General features: G+C 50.8%; 10 protein-coding genes. All 10 read left to right on the forward strand.

Annotation, left to right across the window (positions count from 1 at the left end):
- Positions 1 to 243: 243 nt before the first annotated feature.
- Positions 244 to 1032 (forward strand): (S)-ureidoglycine aminohydrolase, encoded by a 789-nt coding sequence (gene allE, locus LAJLEIBI_RS07315; RefSeq protein ID WP_006444021.1) that lies wholly within the window; start codon positions 244 to 246, stop codon positions 1030 to 1032.
- A 22-nt stretch (positions 1033 to 1054) separates the two neighbouring features.
- Positions 1055 to 1450, forward strand: coding sequence for a RidA family protein (locus LAJLEIBI_RS07320; RefSeq protein ID WP_006444022.1), 396 nt, complete (start codon positions 1055 to 1057; stop codon positions 1448 to 1450).
- 27 nt (positions 1451 to 1477) lie between these two features.
- Positions 1478 to 2530 carry an ureidoglycolate dehydrogenase gene (gene allD, locus LAJLEIBI_RS07325; RefSeq protein WP_006444023.1) on the forward strand — a complete coding sequence of 351 codons (1053 nt, stop codon included), beginning with the start codon at positions 1478 to 1480 and terminating at the stop codon, positions 2528 to 2530.
- A 14-nt stretch (positions 2531 to 2544) separates the two neighbouring features.
- Positions 2545 to 5556 (forward strand): bifunctional FdrA/YlbE family protein, encoded by a 3012-nt coding sequence (locus LAJLEIBI_RS07330; RefSeq protein ID WP_006444024.1) that lies wholly within the window; start codon positions 2545 to 2547, stop codon positions 5554 to 5556.
- Between the two features lie 17 nt (positions 5557 to 5573).
- A complete protein-coding gene (gene arcC / locus LAJLEIBI_RS07335; RefSeq protein WP_006444025.1) occupies positions 5574 to 6509 on the forward strand; it encodes a carbamate kinase in 936 nt (311 codons plus the stop codon).
- Between the two features lie 14 nt (positions 6510 to 6523).
- On the forward strand, positions 6524 to 8134 hold the full coding sequence (locus tag LAJLEIBI_RS07340) for an L-lactate permease (protein ID WP_006444026.1): 1611 nt from the start codon (positions 6524 to 6526) through the stop codon (positions 8132 to 8134).
- Between the two features lie 19 nt (positions 8135 to 8153).
- Entirely contained in the window at positions 8154 to 8357 is a 204-nt protein-coding gene (locus LAJLEIBI_RS07345; RefSeq protein WP_006444027.1) for a hypothetical protein, read from the forward strand.
- 37 nt (positions 8358 to 8394) lie between these two features.
- On the forward strand, positions 8395 to 9636 hold the full coding sequence (locus tag LAJLEIBI_RS07350) for a M20 family metallo-hydrolase (protein WP_040435694.1): 1242 nt from the start codon (positions 8395 to 8397) through the stop codon (positions 9634 to 9636).
- A gap of 26 nt (positions 9637 to 9662) precedes the next feature.
- Positions 9663 to 10667, forward strand: a complete 1005-nt coding sequence (locus LAJLEIBI_RS07355) for a FadR/GntR family transcriptional regulator (RefSeq protein WP_006444029.1) — start codon at positions 9663 to 9665, stop codon at positions 10665 to 10667.
- Positions 10668 to 10842: 175 nt separating this feature from the next.
- The gene (locus tag LAJLEIBI_RS07360) at positions 10843 to 12513 is read left to right on the forward strand and encodes a PucR family transcriptional regulator (protein ID WP_040435202.1); all 1671 of its coding nucleotides are present in this window, start codon (positions 10843 to 10845) and stop codon (positions 12511 to 12513) included.
- The last annotated feature ends 15 nt before the right edge of the window (positions 12514 to 12528 follow it).

Raw genomic sequence — 12528 nt, forward strand, 5'->3', positions numbered from 1 at the left:
ACCGTACGGCGTTTCAACGCCGGCCTTTGCTTAAATATTGATCCGACAAAGCTATTATAGCATATAACAAGATGAAACAGACATGTGAAAAAATTGACAATAGGGTATAAAGTTGATAAAAAATCTATCTGCTTTTCTCAATAATAATAATTGAAAAAACGTGCTGTTGTTGTCATAATTATGGTATAAAAACTGGTTGACCACTAGAGTAAATTTAAGAGGAAAGAAAGAGAGGAATTAAAAATGAGTTATTTAAACGATCAGGTAGGATACCGCGAGGAACTTTTGATGACACGTTCTGTGATCAAGAAAGAGAATTATGTACTTCTCGAGCCAGACGGGCTTGTTAAGAACAGCATTCCGGGATATGAGAACTGTGACGTGACGATCCTTGGCTCACCGGCTATGGGCGCATCCTTTGCGGATTATCTCGTAACGGCAAGAGAAGGCGGAAAGAACAGCGGAATCGGCGGAGAGGGACTGGAGACATTCCTGTATGTGATCTCAGGTGAAGTCACGGTCAAAAATGCGGATAAAGAAGAAGTGCTCACAGAGGGCGGATACATCTTCTCACCTGAGAGCAACGTAGTTTCTTTTGAGAATAAGAGTAAGGAAGACGCAAAACTGTTTGTCTACAAACGCAGATATGAGAGAGTAGAAGGCTACAGCGCGTATACGGTAGTCGGCAATGCCAACGATCTTCCGTGGATCGAATATGAAGGAATGGAGAACTGCCATATCAAAGATTTTCTCCCGGCAGCGGGCGACTTCGGATTCGATATGAATATGCATATTCTAAAGTTCAAGCTCGGCGCGTCTCACGGCTATATCGAGACTCATGTACAGGAGCACGGAATGTATTTCCTTCAGGGCAAAGGTATGTACCGCGTGGACGACGAGTGGGTTCCGGTAAAAGCCGGCGACTATATGTTCCTGGATGCGTACTGCCCGCAGGCATGCTATGCGGTAGGACGAGAAGAAGACTTCGCCTACATTTACTCTAAAGACTGCAACAGAGACGTAGCGTTATAAAGCGGAGAAAGGCAGAGATAAGATGGGCAGAAAAGTTGTGATGTCCCAAAATGCGGGAAAGACCGGTCCATATTCACATGCTGTGGATGCCGGCGGCTGCCTGTTTCTGTCCGGACAGACGCCGATAGACCCGGCGGCCGGACAGCTTGTGGAAGGGGACATTACCGCCCAGACAAGACAGAGTTTCTCCAATCTGTTTCACGTGCTGGAAGAAGCGGGCCTGACGCCGGATGATGTTCAGAAAGTCAACGTATATCTGACGGATATGGATGATTTTGAGGCGATGAACGCGGTGTATGCCGAGCAGTTTTCAGAGCCATACCCGGCCCGCAGCACGGTTGGAGTCGCTGCTCTTGTGGGCGGTGCAAAGATAGAGATCGAAATGATCGCGAAGAAAAGTCAGAACATAGAAGAGTGATTAGGAAAGTAAAGAGGAGCAGAAAAAATGAAACTATCTCGGGATGAATTAAAAAACCTGATGAAAAATAAGCTGATCAAAGCCGGCTTAAGTGAGGAACATGCCGATATGACGGCTGAGATCCTCACATGGTCGGATGAGAGGGGATACCATTCCCACGGCGCGGTCCGTGTGGAGTATTACAGCGAGAGGATCGCAAAAGGGGGCATCACGACGGACCCGAAATTTGAGTGGAAAGAGACGGGGCCGTGTTCTGCCATTTATGAAGGAGACAATGGCTGCGGATATGTAGCATCCACCTTTGCGATGGAAAAGACAATAGAGATGGCGAAAAAGTCAGGCATCGCGGTGACTGGTATCCGCAACATTTCACACAGCGGTTCGATCGGATATTATACAGAGATGGCCGCTAAGCAGGACCTGGTGGCGATCGCATTCTGCCAGTCTGATCCTATGGCGGTGCCGTTTGGGGGGACCGAGCCGTATTACGGCACGAACCCGATTTCTTTTGCGGCTCCGACTGCGGATGACAGGACGGTCGTATTTGATATGGCGACGACAGTTCAGGCGTGGGGCAAGATTCTGGATAAGCGTTCCAGACATGAGGCGATACCGGATACGTGGGCGGTTGATGAAAAAGGGCAGCCGGTGACAGATTCAAGTCTTGTCAACGCACTGCTTCCGATCGCGGGCGCAAAAGGGTACGGACTTATGATGATGGTCGACGTCTTTGCAGGCGTGCTGCTCGGCGTTCCGTTCGGCAAACATGTAAGCTCCATGTACCACGACCTTTCCAAGGGAAGAGACCTTGGACAGATGTTCATCGTGATGGATCCGTCCAGATTTGTCGGTCTGGATGCATTTAAGAAGTCCATGTCCCAGGTGCTGGATGAACTCGGCGAGATGCCCGCTGCGGAAGGATACGGGAAAGTATACTATCCGGGCGAGCGCGCGGTCATGAGGCGGGATAAAGCATATGAAACAGGCGGCGTGGAGATCGTAGATGAGATCTATGATTATCTGGTCAGTGATGATGTGCATTACGACAGATACGACCACAAAAACAGATTTGCCGAATAAGGGAAGGAGAACATATGTTAAAGACGATTGTGAAGAAGGGAAGCTATCACGATTCTGTTGTTCTCATGCTTTTGACGAATCAGATATCAACGATCAAAGGTGTGAAAAAAGTTTCGATCATGATGGCAACACCTGCCAATAAAGATATATACAGACAGAGCGGTCTGAATACGGAAGAACTGGAAAGCGCGTCTGCGAACGATATGGTCGTCGTTGCGGATGTAGATGACGAAAGCCTTCTGGATACGATCATGCAGGAAACAGAAGAGTTTTTCAAAAAGCAGTCAACGAAAGAAAGTGATAAAAAGGGAGCCGAGGCTGTCAAGTCATGGGATAAGGCGCTTGAGAAGCTTCCGGAGGCAAATCTTGCCGTCATCTCTATTCCGGGTGCGTACGCAGCTCTGGAAGCTGACCGCGCACTCGATGAAGGCATGAATGTATTTATGTTCAGCGATAATGTGACGCTGGAAGATGAGATCAAGCTGAAGAACAAAGCACATGAAAAAGGGCTGGCAGTTATGGGACCGGACTGCGGCACCGGGATCATCCAGGGAGTGCCGGTTGCATTTACTAACAATGTAACACCGGGCTCTATCGGGATCATCGGCGCGTCAGGCACAGGGATCCAGGAACTGACAACGATCATTGACCGTCTCGGCGAGGGGGTAAAGAACGCGATCGGTACCGGCGGCCGCGATCTGTCCATAGAAGTAGGCGGAACTACAATGATGGATATGATAGAGGCTATGGAGAGCGACACGAGCGTGAAAGTGCTCATCATCATATCAAAGCCGCCGGCAAAGGAGGTCAGAGACCGCATCTCCGACCGTCTGAGCAACTTCAGGAAACCGGTGATCACGCTGTTCCTCGGTGAAAAGCCGGAGTATCACGAAGAGGGCTTCTACCATGCGTATACACTTGACGAAGCGGCGCGGCTGGCTGTCGGCCTTGTCAGAGGCGAAGAAGTGAAAGAGGCTGAGGTGAAAGCAGATACGGCAGACTTCTTCAAACCGGAAGAAAAGAAGACGATCAAGGCATACTATTCCGGCGGAACGCTGGCCGGAGAGGCAGCAATGCTCATCAAGGATGCGCTTGACATGAAAGTTCCTCCCCAGAAGGCGGAAGGCTTTATGCTGAAGACCGGAGGACATATCGTGGTGGACCTGGGAGATGACGTGTATACCCAGGGGAAACCGCATCCGATGATCGACCCGGCCAAACGTATCGAGTGTATGCAGGAAGCTATTGACGATGCATCTACCGGTGTGATCCTTCTGGATATCATGCTTGGCTACGGTTCCCATGAGGATATGGCGGGGGCGCTCCTTCCATCCATCATCGAACTGAGGGATAAGGCAAAAGCAGAGGGAAGAAAACTGTTCTTTGTCGCGACCGTATGCGGCACGAGAAGAGACTTCCAGGATTATGACGGGGCGGTCAGCAAGCTGAAAGGCGCAGGCGTTATCGTGTGCGAGAACAATAAGCTCGCTGTTCACACGGCGATCCGCGCTATCGGTATGGACTTTGAAGAGCCGGTGAAAGAGATCCGTCCAAAAAAAGTGGCAAAGATCGAAAAGACAGAGGCGTCTGACAAACTGATACAACTCCTTTCCGAGAAACCGAAGATCATCAACATCGGTCTGAAGAGTTTTGCGGAAGTCGCAGAGTCCTTTGGCTGCGGCGTAGTGCAGTATGACTGGATGCCGCCTGCCGGAGGAGATGTAAGGCTCATAAAGATACTGAATTTCCTGCGCAGCTATGAAGGGTTAGACATTGATGAAGCGAACCGCTCTGTGATCGCCAAGATCGTGGCGAGCCAGCCGGTAATTCAGGACGTGGTGTCTGCAAAAACGGTCATCAAAGAGTTGAATGAAGGAAAGGTGATCCTGCATGCGGGGCCTCCGATCCAATATAAGGATATGCCGGATCCGGTACAGGGTTCCTGTGTGGGAGCCGCTCTGTTTGAAGGGTGGGCCGCGACAGAAGAAGAGGCCAGAAAGATCCTGGAATCCGGGGAAGTTACTTTTATTCCATGCCATCACGTGAAGGCAGTGGGACCGATGGGAGGCATCACCTCCGCGAACATGCCTGTCTTTGTAGTGAAGAATATGACGGACGGCAACGAAGCGTACTGCACTATGAACGAAGGAATCGGCAAAGTGCTCAGATTCGGCGCTTATTCACAGGAAGTCGTGGACAGACTGCTGTGGATGAAAGAAGTGCTCGGACCGACACTTGGAAAAGCGATCCGCTCCATAGACGGCGGACTGAGCGTCAATCCGCTCGTCGCGAAAGCCATCGCCATGGGGGATGAATTCCACCAGAGAAACATCGCGGCGTCACTGGCATTCCTGAAAGAGGTAAGCCCGATCATAACGAAGATGGATATGGATGAAAAGGACCGCTATGACGTGATCAAGTTCCTGGCAGATACGGACCAGTTCTTCCTCAATATTATGATGGCGACAGGGAAAGCTGTCATGGACGGGGCGAGACTCCTTACGGAAGGAACGGTCGTAACTGCCATGTGCAGAAACGGCGTAGAGTTCGGCATCCGCATCAGCGGCATGGGAGACGAATGGTTTACCGCTCCGGTAAATACACCTCAGGGGCTTTACTTTACCGGGTATGACGGGGAAGATGCGTGCCCGGATATGGGGGACAGTGCGATCACGGAGACGCTCGGAGTGGGCGGCATGGCCATGATAGCTGCCCCGGCGGTCACACGGTTCGTGGGTGCGGGCGGATATGAAGACGCGCTGCGTACGAGTACAGAGATGACAGAGATCACAATAGACCGGAACCCGAATTTTATTATTCCGAACTGGAATTTCCAGGGAACATGTCTTGGCATCGATGCAAGGCTTGTAGTGGAAAAGGGGATCACGCCGGTCATCAATACAGGTATAGCACATAAAATTGCCGGATATGGACAGATAGGAGCAGGCACAGTACATCCGCCGGTCGAATGCTTTGAAAAAGCGGTCACAGCGTATGCCAAGAAGCTGGGATTCTCTTTTGAATAAGCTGGGAGGACAGCCATATGAAAAAGAAAAGAGTTGTTATTGCACTGGGAGGGAATGCTCTCGGCAAAAATTATGAAGAGCAGAAAGAAGCGGTCGCAAAGACCGCAAAGGTGATCGTGGATCTGGTGCAGCAGGATATGGAGCTCATCATCACGCACGGCAACGGCCCTCAGGTGGGTATGATACAGAACGCCATGGACCAGCTTGCGTGCACGTCTGAAGATTATAAGGAGACGCCGCTTCCGACCTGTGTGGCCATGAGCCAGGGTTACATCGGCATCGACCTGCAGAATGCGATCAAATACGAGCTTTACAGCCGGGAAATGGATGTGAAAGTGTCCACCATTCTGTCACAGGTAGAGGTGGATAAGGAAGATGAAGCGTTCAGAAATCCATCCAAGCCGATCGGCCGTTTCCTGACAAAAGAAGAAGCGGAAAAGAATGAAGCGAATGGCATTACGTGTATGGAAGACGCGGGAAGGGGCTACCGGATCGTAGTTGCCTCCCCGATGCCAAAAAGAATACGGGAACTCCAGACGATAAAGACACTTGTTGACGCCGGCCACATTGTCATCACGTGCGGCGGAGGAGGGATCCCGGTAGTGAACGACGCAGGAAAGCTCTCCGGTGTCAGCGCGGTGATCGACAAAGATAATGTGAGCAGTCTTCTCGCGGCGGAGATGAACGCTGATTATCTGATCATCCTCACTGCCGTAGAAAAGGTGGCGGTCAATTTCGGCAAAGAGAACCAGGAATGGCTCAGCGACCTGACCGTAGACGAGGCGAGGGAGTATATTGCCCAGGACCAGTTTGCGAAGGGCTCCATGCTTCCGAAGATCGAAGCTGCGATCCGTTTTGCAGAGTCCGGTGAAGGGCGGCATACGCTCATAACTCTGCTTGATAAGGCGGCAGAAGGCATCGCCGGCAAGACGGGTACAGTAATACATAAGTAATTAGGAGATAGAATATGAACGTACCAACAAATCTGTTTATGTGGATAATGGCATGTCTGCCAATCATAGTTTTACTGCTGCTGATGATCAAGTTCCAGTGGGGGGCCACAGAGGCCGCCCCGGTGGGACTGCTCATTACGATCATCACCGGCATATTGTTTTACAAAGCGGATATCAGGCTGCTGGCGAGCGAGAGCGCAAAAGGGATCTGGAGCGCGCTTATCATCCTTCTGATCGTATGGACTGCGATCCTGTTGTATCAGGTCGCCGACGAGGCGAAGGCCTTCCTTGTCATCCGGAACGGAATGCGCAGACTCCTGCCCAATGAGCTGCTCGTCGTGCTGGCTCTCGGCTGGATCCTGGAGAGTTTCCTCCAGGGGATCACCGGATTCGGGGTGCCGGTAGCGGTGGGAGCACCGCTTCTGATCGGTATCGGGGTAACACCTCTGTATGCGGTCATCATACCTCTGCTGGGCCAGGCGTGGGGAAATACGTTCGGTACACTGGCTGCGGCATGGGATGCACTCGTAATGTCTACCGGTCTGGAGTCTGGGAGCCCGGATTATCTGGCCGCGGCTTTCTGGGCGGGCTTGTTTATCTGGCTGTGGAATGTCATTACAGGTCTTGTGCTCTGCTGGTTTTACGGCAAAGGCAAGGCTGTGAAGAAAGGGCTTCCGGCGGTACTTATTTTAGCTGTTATCCAGGGTGGAGGAGAACTGCTGCTCACTCAGGTGAACACGACCATATCCTGTTTCCTTCCATCGTGCATAGCGCTGGTCGTTCTGTTCCTGATCGGAAGAATGAAGATGTACAGAGAAGAGTGGAGCCTTTCCGACAGTCCGATCATGAACCGCACCTTTACGTCCGGGACTTCTGACGAGGCTCCGGCAGATATGTCCCTTTTACAGGCGTTTGTGCCGTATATACTGCTCACGGCGCTCACGATGGTCGTATTGGTCGTCACACCGGTGAACAAATTTCTGGGCCAGTTTACCCTCGGATTTTCTTTCCCCGAGACTTCCACGGGCTATGGATTTGTGAACCAGGCGGAAGCCTGCTTTTCGCCGCTTGCGCCGTTCACACATGCAAGCATGTTCCTGCTCCTTTCTTCTCTTGCGGGGATCGTGTACTTTAAAAAGCATGGGTGGATCAAGGCAGGGGGAACAAAAAGGGTGTTTGCCAGATCCATTGCCATGACGATGCCGTCCGGCATCGCAGTGATCGGCCTCGTCATCATGTCTAAAATTATGGGCGGAACCGGCCAGACGATGGTGCTGGCAGACGGTATAGCCAGAATTCTCGGCAAAGCGTATGTCATACTGGCGCCCGTAGTAGGTATGATCGGATCGTTTATGACAGGAAGCAATATGTCATCCAACATTCTGTTCGGCGATTTCCAGGTGACGACAGCAGGCCTGCTCCACCTGGATAAGGCGGCGATCCTCGGTGCACAGACAGCGGGAGGCGCCATCGGAAGCGCCATCAGTCCGAGCAAGATCATTCTCGGCACGACGACGGCGGGAATCCTCGGCAGCGAAGGGCAGGTATTGAAAAAGATCATACCGATCACGCTGACGACAACGCTTTTGATCGGCGCCATCGTATTTGTGTCAGTGATATTGTAGAAGCAGGAGTTGTGGTGATATGGAAAAAAAGAATTTTTTTAAGACAAAAGAAGGCGGACTTACGCTTGCGTTTATCGTCATACTGATAGCGTTCGCACTTATTCTGGCAGGACTGAAAATGAAAGGTGATGGCATGTGCGCGGCCGGCTTTGTGCTCATGGCTGCGGCAATGCTGTATTCACCGCTTAAAGTATATGTGTTTGACCGCATAAAGAAGAGTTAGAGGAGATCCGCCCGTGAAGGCGAGAAAGGGTATTTATATGGTTATTGAGGAGATTACAGGCAGAATCGCAAGAGATTTGGAACATTTAAAACAATACACGGCGACCCCGGGAAATGGCTGTACAAGACTGCCGTTTTCAAAGGAAGCCAGACAGGCCGTGGAATATTTAAAAGAATTGATGCATGAGATAGACCTTGAAGTATCGGAGGACGCTGCGGGCAATGTGTTCGGCCTGTTGAAGGGAGAAGATCCGGATGCTCCGTGCGTGATGATGGGGTCACACTATGATTCCGTGTCAAACGGCGGAGATTACGATGGGATCGCCGGTGTGATCTGCGCCATAGAAGTTGCGCGTCTGCTCAGAGAAAAGGGAATAAAGCCAAAACGCAGCTTTGTAGCGGCGGGCTTTAACGACGAAGAGGGTATGAGGTTCGGGACCGGGTATTTCGGTTCAGGCGCTATGCTCGGCCACCGGGATGTGGAATATACGAAGAAGTTCTGTGACAAGGACGGAATCTCCATCTATGAGGCGATGAAGGAATATGGCCTCGTTCCGGAGAATATCGAAGAGGCAGCGTGGGAAGAGGGCAGGATCGGCTCTTTCCTGGAAGTACATATTGAACAGGGACCGGTGCTGGATGCGGAAGGCGTTGAGCTTGGACTTGTAGACTGTATCGTCGGAATACAAAGATACATGGTCACGGTCAACGGGCGTGCGGATCATGCCGGTACGACACCGATGGATATGCGGATGGATGCTGTGGATGCCGCGGCAAAAGTGATCTCAAAGATCGCGGACTGGGCAAGAGAAAAAGCAGACGGTACGGTAGCCACGGTCGGATATATCAATACGGTTCCGGGCGGAATGAATATCGTGGCCGAGAAGGTGGAATTCACGGTAGACATCCGTTCCAGAAATAATGACAACATTAACGATATCGCCGCCAGGATCAAAAAAGCGCTTGAGAGAGAAGTGGCAGAATATGGCGGAAGCTATGAGATCGAGAACAAACTGACCATCACTCCGGTGGAGCTTTCCGCTGAAATGCTGGACATTATGGAAGCAGAATGTAAGGAGCTCGGATACAGCTACAGGAGAATGCTGAGCGGCGCAGGACATGACGCGCTTGAGATCGGCCAGAACCTGCCGGCGGTCATGCTGTTCCTGCCAAGCAAAGAAGGAAGAAGCCATTGTCCGGTTGAATTTACAAAATACAGTGACTTTGCAAAGGGAACTGTCATCATGCAGAAGCTGGCGGAAAAGCTTCTCGACAAATAATAGACCGGACCGGGGCGCAGAAACTTATGAGCAGCCAGAAGTTGAATCCAATATATAAAAAGGAAAATCTCCGCCAGCTGAGAAGATATCTCAACATGACCCAGAGAGAATTTATCTGCCGGTTCCTTTCCGACGGGGAGGGAACGCCGTCCATGAGCCCGGCTACCTATTCCAATCTTGAGTCCAAAGGCGGGAGACGGCTGGATGAAGTGATCCTCTCAGCCGCCGCCGCTCTGAATATGGATTCCATGCTGTTTTCCATGAAGCCGGAGGAATTTGTGCGGAAGATGGATATTGTCCTTGCGGGGACCGAAGCGGCGGAACGTATGAGCAGAAATGCCGCCAAAAAGGGAAGGATCGATGAACTTCTCTTCAGGCTCACGATGTATTTTGCCGAGAAACTGATGGACAAAGAGCTGAAAAAGGGAGACCAGATAGAGTCGGACAGAGTGCTGGCAAAGAAGATGAATGTCGGGCGTTCGGCGATCCGCGAGGCGCTCAAGGTGCTGGACGTTCTCGGGATGATCGATATCCGTCCCGGACAGGGGACGTATATAAGCAGCGCGGAGGCAGACTTCTTTATAATACCGCTGTCGTGGTCGCTTTTCTTGAACGGCAGCCAGGTGGAGGATATACTGACGGTCAGAAATCTTCTGGAGGTGAAGGCGGCGGAGCTGGCCGCCGGCAGTGCAAAGAGCGCGGGGATCCGGAAGCTTGAGGAGATCTCAGAGCTCATCCGCAGGGCGTACGAAGATCAGAACCAGAAAGAGTTTCTCGAGTATGACATAGAATTTCATACGTGTATCGCAGAGTGCTCCGGAAGCCGGGTCATCTTAAGTATGATCCAGACGATCAGTAATCTCATGCGGCACATAAGCGGTACCGGGATGGCGGACGAAGCGCAGCTGAAGGCTATTTATGAAGAGCACCGGAACGTGTACCGTTTTATACTTGCCCATGACAGCAGCGGTGCTGCCAAAGCCATGGGGGAGCATCTGGAGCAGTCTGTCACGAGGTATAATTACAGATAATGAGACAAAAAAGGCACAGGTATGACAATTTACGTTATACGGCTGTGTCTTTTTGTGATATACTGTAAATATTCTCAGTCGGCCATACTGTAAATGTCCGGCTGTTGTCACCTGCTTATGGCCGGATATATGCGGCTGAAAACGGGCAGTATCAATGTTAGCGGAGAGGTTGAAAATGGGATTTAGTGTGGAAGAGCTGCTGCAGGCAGAGGAATTAAAAGATGTTAAGTTAATAAGCGGTGAACGCGGCCTTGACAGAGAGATCAAAGGAGTGACGATCATCGAAGCTCCGGATATCGTCAAATTTATTGACGGCGGAGAAGTTCTTCTGACAGGACTGTATGCGTTCCGGTCATGTACCGTCGAAGAATTTAAAGTGTATATCAACGAGCTGACGAGAAAGAGTGTCAGTGCGCTCATTCTAAAGCGCGGCAGGAAGGTGGAGAACGCTGACACGAAGATCCATCTTCTGCTGGAATTTTCCGAGACCCACGGGATACCTATCCTGGAGGTGCCTTTTGAATTTTCATTCAGAGATATCATGAGTCTTATCATGGAGCATCTGTTCAATGAAGAAGTGACAAGGCTTAAATATTTTAAAACGACATATGATAATTTTGCGGCGCTTGCCCTGACACCGGATTCCAAGGGAAAAGGGATCGAAAATATTCTGGACGTGCTTGCCAAGCTGATCCGCAATCCGGTCGCCGTCTTTAACCAGAACATGTCCTGTCTGGCTTCTACGGACGGAGCCGGCGGGGAGCTTAAGATCAGGAAGGATGCCGTACCGTTTGAACCGGGAACGTATTCCAATTACACATATCTGAAGCAGAACGGGGAAGTGTCCCAGTGCGTCATTCAGGTGAAGATGAGTTTCAGAGAAAAGATATATCTCGTTGTAAGTGAGGTGAACCAGCCGTTCAATACGATGGACAGCATAGCGGCAGAGAGCGCCATAACGGCTCTCAGGTTTGAATTTTCAAGGCAGTATGCAGTGACAGAGCTGGAAAAGAAGTTTCAAAATGATATTATGCACAATATACTGAACGGGAAAGTGCACTCCATCGGTGAGCTCCAGAAAAATACAGGACTGCTCGGTGTGGAGATCGACGGATGCTACCGGGTCATTGTGTTTGGGATGAAGAACGAGAGCAGTGCGAAGGGGGACTTCAAAGCCAGGGTGAAGGACACAAACGTGCTGAGCACAGCCATATTTGCGCATATATCGGATGCAAAGATACATAATGACCTGGACAAGATCGTCGTGATTCAGAAGGTGCAAAAGGATCAGACGCAGGAGGAGTACCGCAGAGAGATCAAGGAAGTGGCGGAACAGGTACAGGCAGAGGTGTCTGCGTATAACAAGTATCTGAAAGTGAAGGCCGGCGTCGGAAGGCTTGTGGAAGGGATCATCAATCTTCCGGAGAGCTTTAAGGAGGCGAAAGAGGCGTTTATGTTCGTGGATGTGGCAGGGGAAGTATCGGAGGACGGGAATTCCCGGGCGATGCTGTTCTCGGATCTGGGCATATTTAAGCTTCTCTGCCAGCTGGACGACTCGTCCATGATGCTCGAATATGTGCCGGAGGGCCTGCAGAAGCTCTATAATTATAAGAAACCTCAGAGGGACGACCTGATCATAACGCTGAAGACTTATCTGGACAGGAACCAGAATCTGTCCAAGACGGCCCAGGATCTGTATGTACATTATAAGACGGCAGCCTACAGAATAGAGAAGATCACAAAGATAACGGGCATTGACTTTGACAATGCGAACGAAGTGCTGGCAGTGCGCATCGGCCTCGTAGTCTATAAGATGATAGAGAATTACAATAAGGATTTCATATAAATTCCGGGAAGAATC

Source organism: [Clostridium] hylemonae DSM 15053 (assembly GCF_008281175.1).
Taxonomy (GTDB): Bacteria; Bacillota; Clostridia; order Lachnospirales; family Lachnospiraceae; genus Extibacter; species Extibacter hylemonae.

What these genes read in the sequence shown, in the direction of transcription:
- LAJLEIBI_RS07360 (WP_040435202.1), top strand. Translation starts at nt 10,843, where the DNA reads ATGGGATTTAGTGTGGAAGAGCTGCTGCAGGCAGAGGAATTAAAAGAT.
- LAJLEIBI_RS07340 (WP_006444026.1), top strand. Translation starts at nt 6,524, where the DNA reads ATGAACGTACCAACAAATCTGTTTATGTGGATAATGGCATGTCTGCCA.
- LAJLEIBI_RS07330 (WP_006444024.1), top strand. Translation starts at nt 2,545, where the DNA reads ATGTTAAAGACGATTGTGAAGAAGGGAAGCTATCACGATTCTGTTGTT.
- allE (WP_006444021.1), top strand. Translation starts at nt 244, where the DNA reads ATGAGTTATTTAAACGATCAGGTAGGATACCGCGAGGAACTTTTGATG.
- LAJLEIBI_RS07345 (WP_006444027.1), top strand. Translation starts at nt 8,154, where the DNA reads ATGGAAAAAAAGAATTTTTTTAAGACAAAAGAAGGCGGACTTACGCTT.
- allD (WP_006444023.1), top strand. Translation starts at nt 1,478, where the DNA reads ATGAAACTATCTCGGGATGAATTAAAAAACCTGATGAAAAATAAGCTG.
- LAJLEIBI_RS07350 (WP_040435694.1), top strand. Translation starts at nt 8,395, where the DNA reads ATGGTTATTGAGGAGATTACAGGCAGAATCGCAAGAGATTTGGAACAT.
- LAJLEIBI_RS07355 (WP_006444029.1), top strand. Translation starts at nt 9,663, where the DNA reads ATGAGCAGCCAGAAGTTGAATCCAATATATAAAAAGGAAAATCTCCGC.
- LAJLEIBI_RS07320 (WP_006444022.1), top strand. Translation starts at nt 1,055, where the DNA reads ATGGGCAGAAAAGTTGTGATGTCCCAAAATGCGGGAAAGACCGGTCCA.
- arcC (WP_006444025.1), top strand. Translation starts at nt 5,574, where the DNA reads ATGAAAAAGAAAAGAGTTGTTATTGCACTGGGAGGGAATGCTCTCGGC.